The sequence below is a fragment of the Actinomadura rudentiformis genome, assembly GCF_008923185.1.
Lineage (GTDB): Bacteria > Actinomycetota > Actinomycetes > Streptosporangiales > Streptosporangiaceae > Spirillospora > Spirillospora rudentiformis.
The window spans coordinates 176,587-195,353 of the sequence record NZ_WBMT01000006.1 but is presented as its reverse complement, the minus strand read 5'-3'; the positions used below and the strand labels follow the sequence as shown (position 1 = coordinate 195,353).

Below are 18,767 nucleotides of genomic sequence, written 5' to 3'. Positions count from 1 at the left end.
GGTGGAGCCATGGGGCTCCACTCCGCGTTGCGGCGGTGTCGTCGCCGGTGGCGGCCGTACCTCCGATTCGTTCGTGTACGGCGTGTCGGCCCGTTGGATCGTCCGGCGAGGTGCCTGAACGGTACGCGCGCAGCGACCAATGTCACCCATGATGACCGTCACAGTCGCGCAACGAAACCGCCAGCACAACGCAGCCGGGCAGCGGAACACGGCGGCCACCCGGGGGTGACCGCCGTGCTCCTCACGAACCATGGTGGGGCGATTGCTTGCAGATGGTGGCGTTACAGGTACTGGCCGGTGTTAGCCACGGTGTCGATCGAACGACCGGCTTCGGCGCCCTTGGTGCCGGAGACGAGCGTGCGGATGTAGACGATCCGTTCGCCCTTCTTGCCGGAGATGCGTGCCCAGTCGTCCGGGTTGGTGGTGTTGGGCAGGTCCTCGTTCTCGCTGAACTCGTCGACGCAGGCGGCGAGCAGGTGCGCCACGCGCATGCCCTTCTGACCCGTGTCGAGGAACTGTTTGATGGCCATCTTCTTGGCCCGGTCGACGATGTTCTGGATCATCGCTCCGGAGTTGAAGTCCTTGAAGTACAGGACCTCCTTGTCACCGTTGGCGTAGGTGACCTCCAGGAAGCGGTTCTCCTCGCTCTCGGTGTACATCCGCTCGACCACTCGCTGGATCATGGCGTCCACGGTGGCGTCCGCGGAACCGCCGTTCTCCTTCACGTCGTCGGGGTGCAGGGGCAGCCCTTCGAGGATGTATTTGGAGAAGATGTCCTTGGCCGCCTCGGCGTCCGGACGCTCGATCTTGATCTTGACGTCCAGCCGGCCGGGCCGCAGGATCGCCGGGTCGATCATGTCCTCCCGGTTGGAGGCGCCGATGACGATCACGTTCTCCAGGCCCTCGACACCGTCGATCTCGCTCAGCAGCTGCGGGACGATGGTGTTCTCGACGTCGGAGGAGACGCCGGAGCCGCGGGTCCGGAAGATCGAGTCCATCTCGTCGAAGAACACGATCACCGGGGTGCCTGCGGAGGCCTTCTCGCGGGCCCGCTGGAAGACCAGGCGGATGTGCCGCTCGGTCTCACCGACGTACTTGTTGAGCAGCTCGGGGCCCTTGATGTTGAGGAAGAAGCTCTTGCCCTCCTGGCCGGTCTTCTCGGCGACCTGCTTGGCCAGCGAGTTGGCGACCGCCTTGGCGATGAGCGTCTTGCCGCAGCCGGGCGGGCCGTACAGCAGCACGCCCTTGGGGGGACGCAGCTGGTGCTCGCGGAACAGGTCCGCGTGCAGGTACGGCAGCTCGACCGCGTCCCTGATCATCTCGATCTGCGAGCCGAGCCCGCCGATCTCGTTGTAGGAGATGTCGGGGACCTCTTCGAGGACCAGCTCCTCGACCTCGGCCTTGTGGATCTTCTCGTAGGCGTATCCGGACCTGGGCTCGAGCATCAGCGAGTCGCCCGCCCGCAGGGGGACGCCGCGCAGCGGCTCGGCCAGCTTGATCACGCGCTCCTCGTCGGCGTGCGCGATCACCAGGGCCCGTTCGCCGTCGTCGAAGAGCTCCTTGAGCATGACGACCTCGCCCTGCTCCTCGAACTCCAGTGCCTCGACGACGTTGAGCGCCTCGTTGAGCATGACCTCCTGGCCACGCTGCAGTTCGTCGACGTCCACGGCCGGGCTGACGTTGACCCGCAGTTTGCGGCCCCCGGTGAAGATGTCGACCGTGCCATCGTCCCTGGCCTCCAGGAAGACCCCGAAGCCCGATGGCGGTTGCGCGAGCCTGTCGACCTCCTCCTTGAGCGCCACGATCTGCTCGCGAGCCTCTTTGAGGGTCGCTACGAGACGCTCGTTCTGACCCGTTACGGCAGCCAGGTTGGCCTGTGCCTCATGGAGTCGTTCCTCTAGAACACGTACTTGGCGCGGGGATTCCGCGAGCTTACGGCGCAGCACGGAGATCTCCTCCTCCAGGAAGGACACCTGTGTTTGGAGGTCCCTAACCTCCTTGTCGTGCTGCGCCCTGCGCGCCCCAGCATCGTCACGAGCGGCCACGCCCCGTCACCTCCTCAAAAAGAGAGCCGACGACCTACTGAGACCCTACCTATCTGGCGGGCATCCGTAACCTGCCGCTTCGGTTCTCCTGTCCTTCGCCCCCGCCGCGGGCGGCCCGGAATAGCCCGTTCCAACGCCGGAGAGAATCCACCGACACGTCCGGCAGACCATGAAATTCCCGGCTTTCACCGGCCCAGCCAAGCAAAGTTTGCTGATTACGGCCCCACCGGAAGGGGCCCTTCGGCCCCACGGCTCGGTTTGTGAATTCGCTGTTACATGGGCCCCGGCCTCCGCCGGGACCGCCGGACCGGCCATCCGGCCGTCACGAAAATGTGATCTATGCCTCGGCGGCGTCGGGCGCGTCGGCCCCGGCGTAGGCGCCCTTCGCGGGGCGGCGGCGGCGCAACGGCGGGGTGACGCCGTCGGCCAGCCTGCGGGCGGTCACCAGGAAGCCGGTGTGGCCCACCATGCGGTGGTCGGGCCGCACGGCCAGGCCCTCGACGTGCCACGAGCGGAGCATCGTCTCGAACGCGTACGGCTCGGCGAACGCGCCGTGCTCGCGGAGCCCCTCCACGACCCGCGACATCTGCGTCGTGGTGGCGACGTACACACAGATCATCCCGCCGGGGATCAGGGCCTTGGCGACGGCGTCCAGGCATTCCCAGGGGGCGAGCATGTCCAGGACGACCCGGTCGACCTCGGTCTCGGCGAGGGAGTCCTCCAGGGAGCCGACGGTCAGCCTCCACGCCGGGTGGGGGCCGCCGAAGAACTTCTCGACGTTGCCCTTGGCGACCTCGGCGAAGTCCGCGCGCCGCTCGTAGGACGAGACCATGCCGCGCTCGCCCACCGCGCGCAGCAGGAAGCAGGTCAGCGCGCCCGATCCGGCGCCCGCCTCGACGACGCGGGCGCCGGGGAAGATGTCGGCCATCGCGACGATCTGGCCGGCGTCCTTGGGATAGACCACGGCCGCGCCGCGCGGCATGCGGACCGCGAAGTCGGCCAGCAGGGGGCGGAACGCGAGGTATTCGGTGCCGCCGCTGGAGCGGAACACCGACCCCTCGGGGCTGCCGATGATCTCCTCGTGCGGGATCGAGCCCTTGTGGGAGTGGTAGACCTTGCCGGGCTGGAGGGTGATCGTGTTGATCCGGCCCTTGGGGTCGGTGAGCTGAACCTGGTCGCCGGCCCGGAAGGGGCCGTGGGGGATGCGGCCGTAGGAGTCGTGAGCCTGGGAGTCCTGGACGAACGAGTCCTGGGCGTGGGGATCGTGACCGCCGGCGTCGGGGGTCGGCGTGGGTTCGCTCATAACGTTCAAGGCTATCGGCGGGAAGCCCCCGCTCAGACCGCCCGGAGCGGCCGGAGCGGCCGCCCAGGCGGGCGGGCCGGGCGGTTCAGATCCCGGCGAAGGCGCGGTCGACGTCGGCCACCGCGAGCACCCCGTAGACCCGGCCGTCCGGCTCGACGAGCAGGTACTCCGAGGCGGGGGCGCGGCGGAGCGCGACGAGCAGCTCCTCGCCGGTGAGGTCGGCGGAGAGGGTCAGGTCCGGGTCCAGTCCCCGCGACAGCTCGCCCACCTCGATCCAGGGACGGCGGTGCTCGGGCGTGGCCGTCACGGCCTTCTCGTTCACCAGGCCGAGCGGCCGCCCCTCATGGTCGACGATCACCAGGGCGCCGGACCGGTCCTCCTGGGCGCGGCGCACCGCCTCCGCCAGCGGGACGTCCGCCGTCACCTGGGTGGCGCGGCGGGCCAGGCGGCGGGCGTCGAGCAGCGGGATGCGGTCGCGGACCTTCTCGGCCCGGATGGCCTGGGTCGCGCCGACCCAGATGAACGAGGCGACCAGGGCCGACCAGAGCAGGGCCAGCCAGCCGAAGCCGCCGCCGCCCGAGGCGGGCCGGGTGGCCAGGACCGCGCCGACGAGCAGGGTGAACAGCGCGACCCCGCGCCCCACCCAGCCGGCGAAGATCGCGCCGTTGCGGCTCTGCCCGGTGGCCTTCCAGACCGCGGCCCGTACCAGCCGGCCGCCGTCCAGCGGCAGGCCCGGCAGCAGGTTGAACACGCCGACCAGCAGGTTGGCGAACGTGAGGGCGTCGACGAGCAGCACGGCCACGCCGGGGAGCGGCAGCACCAGGTGCGCCAGCAGACCGAGCCCGGCGAGCACGAGGTTGACCAGCGGCCCGGCGAACGCGATCAGGAACTCCCGGCCGGGCGTGGGCGCCTCGCGTTCGATGGAGGTCTCGCCGCCGAGGATGTGCAGGGTGACCGAACGCACGGGCAGGCCGAGCGCGCGGGCGGTCACGGCGTGGCTCAGCTCGTGGACGAACACCGACGCGTACAGCAGCAGCGCGTAGGCGAACGCGACCACGAAGCTCCCGGGACGGCCGATCACCTCGGTCTTCAGCACCTGGTTCTCGAACATGACGGTGACGACCACCGCGACCAGGAACCAGCTGGGGGACACGTACACGGGGACGCCGAACGGGCGTCCCATGAAAAGGCCCTGCCCGGCCCGCCCGGGACCGGCGCCGGCCGGATCCCCGCCGGGTGCGGTCTTGCCTTCGGTCGGGGGTGCGCTCTCTGCCACGACCCCGATGCTACGCGGCTACGGGAATTCGTCGGTGGTGTCCCCTAGGGTGCTGGACATGACGACCACCGAGGCCGCAGGCTCGCCGGACACCGCACCGGAGACTGGGGCGACCGAAGGCCCGCAGGTGATCGGCTCCCTGTCCCCTTCGCGGGCGGGCGATTTCATGACCTGCCCGCTGCTCTACCGCTTCCGGGTGATCGACCGGATCCCGGAGAAGCCGAGCCCGGCCGCGGTGCGCGGCACGCTGGTGCACGCGGTGCTCGAACGGCTCTACGACCTGCCCAGGGAGCAGCGCACTCCGCCCGCCGCCCTGGAGCTGCTGGCCCCGCAGTGGGAGCGCCTGCAGGCCGAGGAGCCGGAGCTGGCGCGCCTCTTCGCCGCGGCGGGCGAGGACGGCGCCGGTGACACAGGCGACCAGGGCGAAGGTCACACAGGCGAAGGTGACACAGGCGACCGAGGCGAAGGTGACGCGGGTGCCCAGGGTGACACCGGCGGCCTGGACGGCGCGGCGGTCGAGCGGGAGTGGTTCGAGCAGGCCCGGCAGATGGTCGAGCGCTACTTCACGCTCGAAGACCCGCGCCGCCTGGAGCCGGCCGAGCGGGAGCTGTTCGTGGAGACCGTGCTGGCCTCCGGGCTCAAGCTGCGCGGCTACATCGACCGGGTCGACGTCGCCCCGAGCGGCGAGATACGGATCGTCGACTACAAGACCGGCACCGCGCCGCGCGCCGACTTCGAGGCGCGGGCGCTGTTCCAGATGAAGTTCTACGCGCTGGTGTTGTGGCGGTTGCAGGGCAAGGTGCCGCGGCTCCTCCAGCTGATGTACCTCGGCAACGGCGAGGTCCTGCGCTACGAGCCCGACGAGGCCGACCTGCGGGCGACCGAGCGCAAGGTCGAGGCGCTGTGGGCGGCGATCCGGCGGGCGATGGAGACGGGCGAGTGGCGCCACCGCACCAGCCGCCTCTGCGACTGGTGCGACCACAAGGAGCGCTGCCCGGGCTGGGGCGGCACGCCTCCGCCGCTGCCGGCGGCCCCGGTCGACCGCCCCTCCCCCGCCGATCTGGAGGTTTCGGCGTACGGGCGCGGCGACGACCTGTGACGTCGCCTGCTGCCCGACCTGCCGTTTCACCTGCTGCTCGAGCTGCGCCGATGTCCTACTCCTCCTTGCGGATGAGCTGAGATCCGCGTCCAGGAGGGCTCACCACCTGGAACGACCTCCTAGGGTGAGAATCGTGTCACCCCGTATCCACGGCCTCGCGGCCTTCCGCGCCTGGCTTCAGTCACGCCCGCAGGCGGCTGACGCCGTGCTGGCGGTGGCCCTGGTGCTCATGGGGTTCCTCCAGCTCTACATCGAGGACGTCCCACCGGAGCTGAAGCGGTACTACGGGGTCTCGGACGCCACCCACGTGGCGCTGATCATCGCCATCACGATGTCGATCACGTTCCGGCAGCGCTACCCGATGACGGTGTTGTGCTTCATCGTGGTCGGGGAGATCTGGATCTCGGTCGAGCACTATCCGGCGACGATCCCGGACGTGGTCGCGTTCCTGCTGGCGACCTACAGCGTGGCGGCGCACCGGGGGCTGGCGCACAGCGCCCTCGGCGGGCTTCTGGCCCTGGTCTCGTTCAACACGATGCTGGTGATGATGCCGATCGAGGTCGGCATCATCACCTTCATGATGGACAACGCGCTGGTCATGGGCGTCTGGGTGCTCGGCCGCAACCTGCGGCTCCGGCGCGCCTACTTCGCCGAGTTGGAGGACCGCGCCGCCCGGCTCGAACGGGCGCGCGGCACCGACGCGCGGGCGGCCAGGGTCGAGGAACGCTCCAGGATCGCGCGCGAGCTGCACGACGTCGTCGCCCACCATGTCAGCGTGATGACGGTCCAGGCGGGTGCCGCGCGGCGCATCCTCGACCGCAACCCGGGCAGCGCCCGTGAGGCCATGACCACCATCGAGGAGGTCGGCCGCACCGCGCTGAGCGAGATGCGCCGCATCGTGGGCGTGCTGCGGACCGACCGCGATCCCGAGCGGGCGGGCGGTGAGCTCGCGCCCCAGCCGGGTCTGGGCGACCTCGGCGAGCTGCTCGACCACGTCCGGGAGACCGGCCTGTCCGTGCAGCTGTGGATCGAGGGCGAGGCGCGCACTCCCTCGCCCGGCGTGGACGTCGCCGCCTTCCGGCTGATTCAGGAGGCGCTCACCAATACGCTCAAGCATGCCGGTCCGCAGGCGCGCGCCTGGGTCCGGCTCTACTACACCGACGACGACCTGACCGTGGAGATCGAGGACGACGGGCGTGGCACCGCGACGATCATTGCCGAGAACGGGGACAATCCCGGGCATGGCCTGGTCGGCATGTACGAGCGCGTCGCGCTGTACGGCGGCGAGCTGCGGATCGGGCCACGGGTCGGCGGCGGTTTCGGCGTACGGGCCCGGTTCCCCCTGGAGGCATGAGTTGAGAACGAGCGGAGCAGACAGATGAGTACGGTGCGGGTTCTGCTCGTGGACGACCAGCCGCTGCTGCGGACCGGATTCCGGCTCATCCTGGAGGCGGAGGCCGATCTCGCGGTGGTCGGTGAGGCCGGCGACGGCGCGGCGGCGGTTGAGATGACCCGGTCGCTGCTGCCGGACGTGGTGCTGATGGACATCCGCATGCCGGGCGTGGACGGCATCGAGGCGACCCGGCGGATCATCCGCGAGGGCGCCGCGTCACACGACCCGAAGGTGCTGATCCTCACCACGTTCGACCTGGACGAGTACGTGATCGAGGCGGTGCGGGCCGGGGCGAGCGGGTTCCTGCTCAAGGACTCGCCGCCGGAGGATCTGGTGCAGGCCATCCGCATCGTGGCGGCCGGCGACGCCATCGTGGCGCCGAGCGTGACCCGCCGGCTGCTGGACAAGTTCGCCACCCGGCTCCCGGCGGTCCGTGACTCCGCTCCCCCGCCCGGTCTCGACACGCTGACCGAACGCGAGCGCGAGGTGCTGTCGCACGTCGCGCGTGGGCTGTCCAACGCCGAGATCGCCGCGGAGCTGGTGGTCAGCGAGACGACGGTGAAGACGCACGTGGGCAACGTCCTGGCCAAGCTGGGGCTGCGCGACCGGGTGCAGGCCGTGGTGTACGCCTACGAGACGGGGATGAGCCGGCCCGGCCAGAGCTGACTTCGCGCCAAAGCTGACTTCGCGGCCGCCCGGCCGCCCGGGTGCGGCGTGGCCCTTGGCCCTTGACGGAAGATGATCCACCCCTCCCCCGCGAGGACGAGGGTGGGCGTACCCCTCCGTCCAAGGGTGGAGTGCGAAGTCCCTTCCCTGGGTGCATCTCAGAAGCCTCGCAGGCCCCTACTGTTCTGTGTCATGGATCGCACCGGGGGAAGCGCGGTCCTGCGAACCGTTCCGTTCCAGGTTTCATCCGCACTCAGATTCCGCAGACAGGGGAGTTCACGTGACGAACACCGCCCCATCCACCGCTGACGCGCACTCCGCGCCCGGGGCGGGCGATTTCGCCGCACGGGCACATCAGATCGCCAAGGTGTACGGCTCCGGCGACGCCCAGGTCATCGCCCTCGACAGCGTGACCGTCGGCATCCCCCGCGGCCGCTTCACCGCGATCATGGGCCCCTCGGGGTCCGGCAAGTCGACGCTCATGCACTGCATGGCGGGGCTGGACTCGGTGGACTCGGGCCAGGTCTTCATCGGCGACACCGACCTGACCCGGCTGCGCGACAAGCAGCTGACCCGGCTGCGCCGCGACAAGATCGGCTTCATCTTCCAGGCGTTCAACCTGGTGCCGACGCTGACGGCGCTGGAGAACATCACGCTGCCCATGGACATCGCCGGCCGCAAGCCCGACCAGCAGTGGCTGGACGCGGTCATCGACACCGTCGGCCTGCGGCCGCGCCTCAAGCACCGCCCGAGCGAGCTGTCGGGCGGCCAGCAGCAGCGCGTCGCCTGCGCCCGCGCCCTCGCCTCGCGTCCCGAGATCATCTTCGCCGACGAGCCGACCGGCAACCTGGACTCGCGTTCGGGCGCCGAGGTGCTGGGCTTCCTGCGCGACTCGGTGCGGAAGATGGGCCAGACCATCGTCATGGTCACGCACGACCCGAACGCGGCCGCCTACGCCGACCAGGTGCTGTTCCTGACCGACGGCCAGATCGTCGACACGATGGCCGACCCGACGGCCGAGCGCGTGCTGGAGCGCATGAAGGGCTTCGATCAGCCGGGGGTCAAGGCCTGATGATGGCCAAGGTGACGCTCCGCAATCTCGCGGCGCACAAGATCCGCCTCGTCCTCACCGCGGTCGCGGTGATCCTCGGCGTGGCGTTCGTGTCGGGCACGCTCATCTTCACCGACACGATGAACAAGCAGTTCGACGATCTCTTCAGCCAGGTCGGCAAGGGCGTGGCCGTCGATGTTCGCGCCAAGAAGCTCACCGACGACATCGAGGACGACGGGCTGTCGGCACAGCCCGTCCCGGCGTCGGTCATGGAGAGGATCCGCGCGATCCCCGGCGTCAAGGACGTCAAGGGCAACGTCACCGGCTACGCGGCGGTCGTCGGGAAGAACGGCAAGATCGTCGGCACGGAGCAGCAGGGGCCGCCGCAGTTCGGCGTCAACTGGACTCCGGGCGGCGACTACGACCTGAAGGAGGGCCGCGCGCCGGGCGGTCCGACCGAGGTCGCCATCGACGCCAAGACGGCCGAGAAGGGCAAGCTGAAGATCGGTGACTCCGTCAAGGTCGTGGTCCAGGGGCCGCCGCAGCAGCTGACGGTCGTCGGCCTGATCGACACCGGCAACCTGATGGGCGCCACGGTCACCGCGTTCGACACCGCGACCGCGCAGCGGCTGCTGCTCAAGCCGGGGTTCTACAACGACATTCAGATGGCCTCGTCGGGCCCGAGCGAGACCGAGCTGCGCGACAGCGTCGCCAAGGTCCTGCCTGCCAACCTGGAGGCGATCACCGGGACCAAGCTCCGCGAGGACGCCAAGAGCGACGTCGCCACGATCATGAACTTCTTCCGGACGTTCCTGCTCGTGTTCGCCTTCATCTCGATCTTCGTCGGCGCGTTCATCATCTTCAACACCTTCTCCATGCTGGTCGCCCAGCGCACCAGGGAACTGGCGCTGCTGCGCGCCATCGGCGCGGCACGGACCCAGGTGACCCGGGCCGTCATCGGCGAGGCGATCGCGGTCGGCGTCATCGGGTCCACGATCGGCCTGGTGGCCGGTGCCGGACTGGCGCTGATGCTGCAGGGCTTCATGATGCAGGACAGCGCGTCCGGGCTGGTGTTCACCTGGCGGCCGGTCCTCTGGTCGTACGTCGTGGGCATCGTCGTCACGGTCGTCTCGGCGTACTTCCCGGCCCGCCGCGCGGCGAAGATCCCGCCGGTCGCCGCTATGCGCGACGACGTGGCGCTGCCGCAGCGCTCGCTGCGAATCCGGATCGCGCTGGGCTCCACGCTGACCCTGCTCGGCGCGGCGCTGATCGCGCTCGGCCTGTTCGGCGGCGGGAGCAACCCGGTGGCCCCGGTCGGGGCCGGCGTCCTGCTGGTGTTCATCGGCGTGGCGATGCTCGCTCCGGTGATCAGCAAGCCGGTGGTGCGGGTGCTCGGCGCGCCGTTCGCCCGCGTCATGGGCATGCCGGGCCGCCTCGCCCAGCAGAACGCGCTGCGCAACCCGCGCCGCACCGCCGCGACCGCCGCCGCGCTGATGATCGGCCTGGCCCTCATCACCGCGGTGAACGTCATGGGCGCCTCCATGAGCGCCTCGGTGGAGTCGCAGGTCGACAAGCAGTTCGGCGCCGACTACGTGGTCGAGCCGACCGGCGCGGGCGGCACGGACACCTCCGCCGTCGCCAAGATCGCCGCTGCCCCGGGCGTCGACAACGCCTCGCCGTTCTACTCGGGCAACGCCAAGATCAAGGGCAAGCGCGCGTTCTACGTCGCGGGTGACATCAAGGCCCTCTCCGAAGGCGTGCGGCTGAAGATGGTGACCGGCAGCACCGCGCTCGGCCAGGACGGCATGCTCATCGACGAGGACACCGCCAAGGACAACAAGTGGGCGGTGGGCTCGACGATCGCGACGGCGTTCCCCGACGGCAAGACGCAGCAGCTCCGCGTCGCGGGCATCTACGAGAAGAACGAGATGCTCGGGCCGCGCGTCATCGCCCAGCCGGTCTACATGGCCCACACGGCCAAGCCGGCCGTCGACGGCATCGTCGTCAACACCAAGAACACCGACGCCGCGACCAAGCAGGCCATCGAGCGGTCGGTACAGGACTACCCGAACCTGAAGGTCTCCGACCAGACGGCCCTCAAGAAGGACGCGCGCAAGCAGGTCGACCAGTTCATCACCCTCATCACGATCCTGCTGGTCATGTCGGTCATCATCGCGGCCGTCGGGGTCATCAACACGCTGGCCCTGTCGGTGATCGAACGCACCCGCGAGATCGGCCTGCTGCGGGCGATCGGCATCAGCCGCCGCCAGCTGCGCCGCATGATCCGGGTCGAGTCGATCGTCATCGCCATCTTCGGCGCGGCGCTCGGCATCGGCATCGGCATCGCGTTCGGTGCCGCGTTGCAGAGCGCACTGGAGGACCAGGGGCTCACCGTGCTCTCCATCCCGGTGGTCACGCTCGGCGTGTACGTCGTGGTGGCCGCGATCATCGGGGTGCTGGCCGCGCTGTGGCCCGCGTGGCGGGCCGGCCGGATGGACGTCCTGAAGGCCATCTCCACCGAATAACACCGCACTCCACTGAATGACACCGCAGCACTGCGGAACGCCCCATCCGGGGGCACGAAGCGCCCCGCACGGCAGACCCGGCCGTGCGGGGCGCTTGTTCCTTTCAGGTGGACTCAGGAGAGCCGTACACGCGGATCCAGGTACGAGTAGGCGATGTCGACCAGGAGGTTCGCCACCACCACGCAGAGCGCGACGGCGAGCACGACCCCGAGGATGACCGGCGCGTCCCCCACCGTGATGGACTGGACGACGAGCTGGCCGACGCCCTGCAGGCCGAACACCTTCTCGGTGACGATGGTCGAGCCGATGAGGACGCCGACGTCGACGCCGAACTGCGTCACCACCGGGGTCAGCGCCGCCCGGAGGGCGTGCCTGTAGACGACCCGCCGTTCCGGCAGGCCCTTGGAGCGGGCCGTCCGGATGTAGTCCTCGCCGAGCACGTCCAGCATCGCGCCGCGGGTCAGCCGCGTGTAGCCCGCCATCAGCAGGAAGGCCAGCGCGAGCCAGGGCAGGGTCATCCGCTTCCAGAAGTTCTCCTGCAGCGGCGGTCCCGGCTCGAACAGGTGGATCCCCGCGTCGCCCGCCTTGCTGAACAGCACGTACAACATCAGCAGTGCCACCACGAACGCGGGCATCGACAACCCGGCCAGCACGAACAAGGTGGCCAGCCGGTCGAAGAACGACCGGGCCCGGGTGGCGCTCAGCACGCCGGTGAGGACGCCGCCCGCGAACCACAGCACCGACGCGCCCAGCACGAGCACGACCGTCGTCTGCAGCCGGCCGCCGATCATCGAGGCGACCGGAGCACCGTTGATGTAGGACTGGCCGAGGTCGCCCTGCAGCAACCGCCCGAGGAACCTGGCGTACTGCACGATGAGCGGTTCGTCGAGCCCGAGGTTCCTGCGGATGAGCCGCAGCGTCTCCGTCGTCGCGCGCGGGCCGCCGATCACTCGTTCGGGCTTGCCGGCCGCGACGAAGACGAGGAAGAACACGGCGGTGGACACCACCCACAGCACGACGACCCCGAACGCCAGCCGCCGGACGACGAACCGGATCATCGTTTCGCCGCCTTCCCGCGCCGCCGCCGTGCCCGCCCGCGCACCAGCCGTTCGGTGCGCGGATCGAACGCGTCACGGATGCCGTCGCCGAGGATGTTGAACGCGAACGTGGTCGCCAGCAGCAGCCCGGCCGGGACGCACAGGTACCACCAGGCGGCCTGGTAGTACTCCTGCGCCTCGTTGAGCATGCTGCCCCAGCTGGGTGTGGACGGGTCGACGCCGGCGCCCAGGAACGACAGCGTCGCCTCGAACGTGATGGCCTGCGGGACCAGGAGCGAGGCGAGCACGGTCACCGGCGCGACCAGGTTGGGCAGGACCTCCACGAGCATGATCCGCGGCGTGCTCGCGCCGAGCGCCCGGGCGGCCTCGATGTACTCCTTCTCCTTGATGGACAGCACCTGGCCGCGGACGACCCGCGCCATGGCGGCGAACATGAAGAATGCGATCACGACGATGGTCAGCGGCACGCTCGCGCCGAACGTCACCGCGACCACGATGGCGACCAGGAGGTAGGGGAACGACAGCACCACGTCCATGCCGCGCGCGAGCACGGCGTCGGCCCAGCCGCCGAGGAATCCCGACAGCACTCCGATCACCACGCCGAAGAGGGTCGCCAGCGCGGTCGCGGCGAGCCCCACCAGCAACGAGATCCGAGCACCGTAGGCGGCCCGCACCAGCACGTCCCGGCCGATCGAGTCGGCCCCCAGCCAGAACTCCCCCGACGGCCCGGCGGGCAGTCCGCTCTCGTCCAGTCCCGTCCTCGGATGGGCGGAGTGATGGGTGTGGCCGGTCCACGCCGCCCACAACGGCGCGGTCAGCGCGAACAGCGTCACCAGCACGATGACGCCGAGGGAGATCATGGCGAGCCGGTCCGCGCGGAGCCGCGCGAACGCCAGTGTCCACGGGCTGCGGCCCTGGATCTCGCGGGCGGGGGGTGAGGTGTCCATCGGCAGGTGAGACGTGACTCTCAGGAGGCTAGTCGGACCTTAGAGTAATCATAGGCCTGGATGGTCGGGATGAAGTGCGCGTTGCGAACGCGGTCGGAGCGGAAGATGGGGAAGTTCGCGCTGAGGAACGGCACCACCGCCGCGTCGGCCATGATGAGCCGGTCGGCGTCGTGCCACAGTTCCGCGGCCCTCGCCGGCTGCTCGGTCTGGAGCGCCTCGTCGATGAGCTCGTTGACCTCGGCGTTGTTGTAGCCGCCGTAGTTGGTGGAGTTCGGCCCGTAGGTCCTGCCGTCGAAGAGCGGCTGGATCACCGACCGGCCGTTGTTGCCGTACCAGTCGGGGCTCCAGTTCGGCACGGCGACGTCCCACCGCCCCTCGCGGGCCGCGGACGGTGTCACCAGGGTGCTGCTGTAGAAGGTGCCGTTGCCGTCGGCGATGAGATGCGCGGTGATGCCGCACGCGGCCAGGTTGGCCTGCACCGACTGGGCGACCTTCGGGTTGTTGCCGCTCACCCGGTAGGGGAAGCGCAGAGTCAGCCCGCCGGCGTGGCCCGCGGCGGCGAGCAGGCTCCGGCACCTGGCCGGATCTCCCCGGCTGCCGGGCGTCGGGTACGAGTCGTGCCTGCGGTGGCCGGCGTTGCCCGGCGGGATCACCTGGTTCAACGGCTCGGCCACGTCGGGGCCACCGTAGATCTTCACCAGCGCCGACTTGTCGACGGCGTACGCGATCGCCTGCCGTACCCGCCGGTCCGCCAGGGCCCGGTCGTTGTTGGGGCTTTGCAGGTTGAAGACGAGGAACGGGCTGAGGCTCGGGGAACGCCGGATGGCGAAGCGCGGGTCGCCGGCCGCCTTGAGCCGGTTGATCGCCGCGACCGGCACCGGCGAGTCCCATGCCAGATCGGCGGTGCCCTGTTCGAGCTGCTGCTGCACGCCGTCCGGGGTGTCCTGCCCGAGGGTGATCTGGATCCGGTCCACGTGGGCGGGGCGGAGCGGGTCGGAGTCGGCCCGCCAGGCCGGGTTGCGGTCCAGGACGATCGTCGTGTTGGGCGTGTACCGGGTGATCTGGTACGGGCCGTTCGAGATGGTGTTGCGGCGGAATTCGGCCCCGTCGGGCACGTAGCGGTCGTACTCCCGCGGCGCGGCCGTCGCGAACTGCAGGCCCAACAGGTCGAGCATGTCGCCGGCCGGGCGGTCGAGGCGGACAACGAGGGTCTTGGCGTCCTTGGCCTTCAGGCCCGCGATGTCGTGTCTGTTCTGGAAGTCGGCCATCGCCTTGGCGTTCCTGCCGTCGACCTTCGCGTAGGCGTCGCAGTAGGCCGCCATGCCCGTGATGGTCGATCGGTAGTACCCCTGCCCTCCCGACGGTGACGCGGGGTTGCAGAGCCGCTTCAGGCCACGGACGTAGTCGCCGGCGGTCACTTCGCGCGGCGGCCGCGTGTTCCATGTGACGCCGTCGCGCAAGGTGATGGTGTAGGTCCTGCCGTCGGGGCTGATCCCGCCGTTCCGCCGCGTCGGCAGCTCGCGCGCGACGTCGGGCTGGAGGGGGATCGTCTCCTCGAACGTGTTGGACGACCTGGTGTGGAACAGCGGCCGGGCGAACATCCGGCTCAGCGAGAGCGAGGCGAAGGTGTAGCCGCTCGCCGGATCGATATGGTCCGGGTCCGCGGCGCCCACGATCCTCAGCGTGCCGCCACCGCCGGCCCCGTCGCCGCCCGCCTCGCCGTCACAGGCGGCGAGCGCCCCCGCCAGCAGCGTTGCCAGCACGATCGTCACGGCTGCCGGACATTCCCGCGCGGCCATCTCGTAACCCCGCACCACGCGCCTCCTGTATGACCGCGAGTCGTACCCACAGCCGACCTTGCAGGGCTCGGCCCCGCGCCGCTCCGTCCTGTACAGATTGTGACCGGAGCATGACGTAAGGTATACCGGAAAGCAAGACCGGCCCGTGCGGAGCGACTCCGCACGGGCCGGTCACCTGCCGCCGGGAGGCGTCGGGTGTGCTGGCCGTCAGTCCTTGCCGACGGGTGAGTCCGCCGGGCCGGGGGCCGGGCCCGGGGCGACCGCGGCCTTGGCCACCAGGTCGGTGGCGCTGACCGTGGTGTTCTCCGGGAAGTGGCACGCCGCCATGTGGCCCGGGCTGAGCTCCTGCAGCGGCGGCTCGACCTGCTTGCAGATCTCCTGCGCCTTCCAGCAACGGGTGTGGAAGCGGCAGGCGGGCGGCGGGTCGAGCGGGCTCGGCACGTCGCCCTGCAGCCGGATCCGGTCCCGGCCCTCGCGCTTGCTCGGGTCGGGGATCGGCACCGCCGACAGCAGCGCGTTGGTGTACGGGTGCATCGGCCGCTCGTACAGGTCCGCCCGGTCGGCGATCTCGACGAGCTTGCCGAGGTACATGACCGCGACCCGGTCGGAGATGTGCCGCACCACCGACAGGTCGTGCGCGATCACGACGTAGGTGAGGTCGAGCTCGTCCTGCAGGTCCTCCAGCAGGTTGACGACCTGCGCCTGGACCGACACGTCCAGGGCCGACACCGGCTCGTCGGCGACGATCAGCTTGGGCCGCAGCGCGAGCGTGCGGGCGATGCCGATGCGCTGCCGCTGGCCGCCGGAGAACTCGTGCGGGTAGCGGTTGTAGTGCTCGGGGCTGAGCCCGACCATCTCCAGCAGCTCCTGCACCGCCGCCCGGACCCCCTGGCGCGGCTGCTCGCCCTGCAGCCGGAACGCGGCGCCGACGATGCTGCCGACGGTCTGCCGCGGGTTCAGCGACGAGTACGGGTCCTGGAAGATCATCTGGATGTCACGGCGGAGCGGCCGCATGTCCCGCTGGGACATGTGGGTGATGTCGTGCCCCTCAAAGGTGATCTTCCCGAAGCTGGGTTCCAGCAGCCGCATGATCATGCGGCCGGTGGTGGTCTTGCCGCAGCCGGACTCGCCCACCAGGCCGAGCGTCTCGCCCTTGCGCACGGAGAAGGACACGCCGTCCACGGCCTTCACCGCGCCGACCTGGCGTTTGAAGACGATGCCCTGCGTGACCGGGAAGTGCTTGCCGAGGTCCTCGACCTCCAGCAGCGTCTCCCCCCGGCGCCCGGTGCCCTTGACCGGCGCGGCGGCCGCGGCCGCTCCGGCGGCGCCCTCGGACGCGGCTTTCTCTGAGGCGGCAGCGTCCGGCGGGGTCTCCTCGGGCCCCGGCGCCGGGTTGTCGGATGTGCTCACGTTGTCCCCCATCACAGCTTGGGCGCGATCTCGTCGTTCCAGATCTGCCGGCGCTTCTCGGCGGGCAGGTGGCAGGCGACCCGGTGGCCGGGGGCCGCGTCCCGCAGGTCGGGACGCTCCTCGGTGCTCTTGCCGCCGTTCAGCTCAGCGTAGGCGCAGCGCGGGTTGAAGGCACAACCGGACGGCAGGTTGATGAGGCTCGGCGGCGTGCCCTTGATGGGCAGCAGCCGCTCCGAGCGCTCCCGGTCCAGCCGCGGCATCGAGCCCAGCAGCCCCCACGTGTAGGGGTGCTCGGGCGCGTGGAACACATCGTCCACGGTGCCGTACTCCACGCAACGGCCGCCGTACATCACCAGGATGTCGTCCGACAGCTCGGCGACCACCCCGAGATCGTGGGTGATCATGATGATGGCGGAGTTGAACTCGCGCTGCAGGTCCCGGAGCAGGTCCAGGATCTGCGCCTGCACCGTCACGTCCAGCGCGGTGGTCGGCTCGTCGGCGATCAGCAGCTCCGGGTCGCAGGACAGCGCCATCGCGATCATCGCGCGCTGCCGCATGCCGCCGGAGAACTGGTGCGGGTAGTCGTCCACGCGCCGGTCCGGCCTGGGGATGCCGACCCGGCCGAGCATGTCGATCGCGTGCTTGCGGGCGACCTTCCTGGTGACGTCGTTGTGGATCCGGTAGGCCTCGATGATCTGGTGCCCCACCGTGTAGAAGGGGTGCATCGAGGACAGCGGGTCCTGGAAGATCATCGCCATGTCGCGGCCGCGCAGCCGCCGCACCTGCTCCTCGCTCGCGCCGACGAGCTCCTGCCCGTCCAGCCAGATCTCGCCCGAGACCCTGGCGTTGCGCCGGTTGTGCAGGCCGAGGATGCCGAGGCTGGTCACGCTCTTGCCGGAGCCCGACTCGCCCACGATGCCCAGCGTCTTGCCGCGTTCGAGCTGGAAGCTCAGCCCGTCCACGGACTTGACCAGCCCGTCGTCGGTGGGGAAGTGGATCCGCAGGTCGCGCACTTCGAGGAAGGAGGACGGCGGCCGGGAGTCCGCGGGCCCGGCGGGCGCCGTGGACGTGCCGTCGCGCATCTCGTCGTCCCGCTTGTCGTTCTTACGCGCCATCAGGCCAGCCTCACTCTCGGGTCGGCGACCGCGTACAGGATGTCCACCACCAGGTTGGCGACGATCACGAACAGGCCGGTGGCCATCGTGACGCCGAGGGCGACGGGCAGGTCGCTGCGCGTGATGCCCTGCAGCATCAGCTGGCCGAGGCCGGCGAACGAGAACGTGGTCTCGGTGATCACGGCGCCGCCGAGCAGCAGGCCGATGTCCAGGCCGAAGATCGTGATGATGGGGGTCAGCGCGGACCGCAGCCCGTGCCTGGTGATGACCGTCCGTTCCGGAAGGCCCTTGGCGCGGGCGGTGCGGATGTAGTCCTCGCCCATCGTCTCCAGCATGCCCGCCCGGGTGAGCCGCGCGTACATCGCCGCGTACAGGAACGCCAGCGTGATCCAGGGCAGGATCAGCGCCTGCGCCCAGGTCGCCGGGTTGTCGAGGAACTCGTGGTACCGCGGCGTCGGCAGCAGCTTCAGCTGCCGGCAGATCAGCCAGATCGAGACCAGGCCGGTGAAGAACATGGGGAGGGACACGCCCGCCAGCGCGGCCGACATGGACGCGCGGTCGAAGACGCTCCCCCGCTTCAGCGCCGAGATGACGCCGATGGTGACGCCGGCCAGCAGCCACAGCACGGCGGCGCCGAGCGCGATGGAGAAGGTCACCGGCGCACGGTCGAGCAGCAGGTCGAAGACCGGCTCGTTGGTGCGGTAGGAGTAGCCGAGGCAGGGCGCGGGGCACTCGGTGATGCTCGTGCCGAACTTGTACTCCTGGCCGACGAACATTCCCTGGACGAACTCCCAGTAGCGGACCAGGAAGGGGTCGTCGAGCCCCAGCTTCGCCTTGACGCCGGCCAGGCCTTCGGGGGTGACCTCCCGGCCCAGATAGCGCGCCGCGAGGTCGTCGGTCGACTGACCCGCGAGCTTCGGCAGCAGGAAGAAGATGCCGAACGTCACCAGGCTGATGATCGCCAGCAGAAGAACGGCGACCAAGAGACGCCGGATGATGTATCGGATCACTTCGAGCGGCGGTGGCGGCCGGCGCGGCGGGTCCTGTGGGACGCCGCCGCGCCGGTCACCGCTGCCTTCA

14 protein-coding genes are annotated in these 18,767 nt (G+C 70.0%); 5 read left to right on the top strand and 9 right to left on the bottom strand.

Annotation, left to right across the window (positions count from 1 at the left end; translation table 11 throughout):
- Window positions 1–281: 281 nt before the first annotated feature.
- The 3 genes from arc to F8566_RS14440 all read right to left on the bottom strand — a co-directional run bounded on the left by arc (window position 282) and on the right by F8566_RS14440 (window position 4,624).
- Window positions 282–2,045, bottom strand: a complete 1,764-nt coding sequence (gene arc, locus F8566_RS14450; RefSeq protein ID WP_151560724.1) for a proteasome ATPase — start codon at window positions 2,043–2,045, stop codon at window positions 282–284.
- 337 nt (window positions 2,046–2,382) lie between these two features.
- Complete coding sequence (locus F8566_RS14445; protein ID WP_151560723.1) at window positions 2,383–3,348, bottom strand: tRNA (adenine-N1)-methyltransferase; 966 nt, start codon at window positions 3,346–3,348, stop codon at window positions 2,383–2,385.
- Window positions 3,349–3,433: 85 nt separating this feature from the next.
- Complete coding sequence (locus F8566_RS14440; protein WP_318836407.1) at window positions 3,434–4,624, bottom strand: site-2 protease family protein; 1,191 nt, start codon at window positions 4,622–4,624, stop codon at window positions 3,434–3,436.
- A 58-nt stretch (window positions 4,625–4,682) separates the two neighbouring features.
- On the opposite strand from F8566_RS14440, the gene F8566_RS14435 reads away from it, so the two are divergent.
- The 5 genes from F8566_RS14435 (at window position 4,683) to F8566_RS14415 (ending at window position 11,358) form a co-directional block, all read left to right on the top strand.
- A complete protein-coding gene (locus F8566_RS14435; protein ID WP_151560722.1) occupies window positions 4,683–5,723 on the top strand; it encodes a RecB family exonuclease in 1,041 nt (346 codons plus the stop codon).
- Between the two features lie 133 nt (window positions 5,724–5,856).
- A complete protein-coding gene (locus F8566_RS14430) occupies window positions 5,857–7,077 on the top strand; it encodes a sensor histidine kinase (protein WP_151560721.1) in 1,221 nt (406 codons plus the stop codon).
- A 24-nt stretch (window positions 7,078–7,101) separates the two neighbouring features.
- Window positions 7,102–7,782 (top strand): response regulator, encoded by a 681-nt coding sequence (locus tag F8566_RS14425; RefSeq protein ID WP_151560720.1) that lies wholly within the window; start codon window positions 7,102–7,104, stop codon window positions 7,780–7,782.
- 280 nt (window positions 7,783–8,062) lie between these two features.
- On the top strand, window positions 8,063–8,854 hold the full coding sequence (locus F8566_RS14420; protein ID WP_151560719.1) for an ABC transporter ATP-binding protein: 792 nt from the start codon (window positions 8,063–8,065) through the stop codon (window positions 8,852–8,854).
- Between the two features lie 2 nt (window positions 8,855–8,856).
- On the top strand, window positions 8,857–11,358 hold the full coding sequence (locus F8566_RS14415; RefSeq protein WP_151560954.1) for an ABC transporter permease: 2,502 nt from the start codon (window positions 8,857–8,859) through the stop codon (window positions 11,356–11,358).
- 113 nt (window positions 11,359–11,471) lie between these two features.
- Here the strand turns inward: F8566_RS14415 and F8566_RS14410 are convergent, their stop codons facing one another.
- The 6 genes from F8566_RS14410 to F8566_RS14385 form a co-directional block, all read right to left on the bottom strand.
- Entirely contained in the window at window positions 11,472–12,416 is a 945-nt protein-coding gene (locus F8566_RS14410; protein WP_151560718.1) for an ABC transporter permease, read from the bottom strand.
- Window positions 12,413–13,363, bottom strand: a complete 951-nt coding sequence (locus F8566_RS14405; RefSeq protein ID WP_151560717.1) for an ABC transporter permease — start codon at window positions 13,361–13,363, stop codon at window positions 12,413–12,415. The genes F8566_RS14410 and F8566_RS14405 overlap by 4 nt, the downstream gene beginning before the upstream one ends.
- 20 nt (window positions 13,364–13,383) lie before the next feature.
- Window positions 13,384–15,177 (bottom strand): ABC transporter substrate-binding protein, encoded by a 1,794-nt coding sequence (locus tag F8566_RS14400; protein WP_225993169.1) that lies wholly within the window; start codon window positions 15,175–15,177, stop codon window positions 13,384–13,386.
- A gap of 192 nt (window positions 15,178–15,369) precedes the next feature.
- The gene (locus tag F8566_RS14395; RefSeq protein WP_225993210.1) at window positions 15,370–16,428 is read right to left on the bottom strand and encodes an ABC transporter ATP-binding protein; all 1,059 of its coding nucleotides are present in this window, start codon (window positions 16,426–16,428) and stop codon (window positions 15,370–15,372) included.
- Between the two features lie 155 nt (window positions 16,429–16,583).
- On the bottom strand, window positions 16,584–17,654 hold the full coding sequence (locus tag F8566_RS14390) for an ABC transporter ATP-binding protein (protein ID WP_151560952.1): 1,071 nt from the start codon (window positions 17,652–17,654) through the stop codon (window positions 16,584–16,586).
- A gap of 32 nt (window positions 17,655–17,686) precedes the next feature.
- The gene (locus tag F8566_RS14385) at window positions 17,687–18,697 is read right to left on the bottom strand and encodes an ABC transporter permease (RefSeq protein ID WP_151560715.1); all 1,011 of its coding nucleotides are present in this window, start codon (window positions 18,695–18,697) and stop codon (window positions 17,687–17,689) included.
- Window positions 18,698–18,767: the final 70 nt, after the last annotated feature.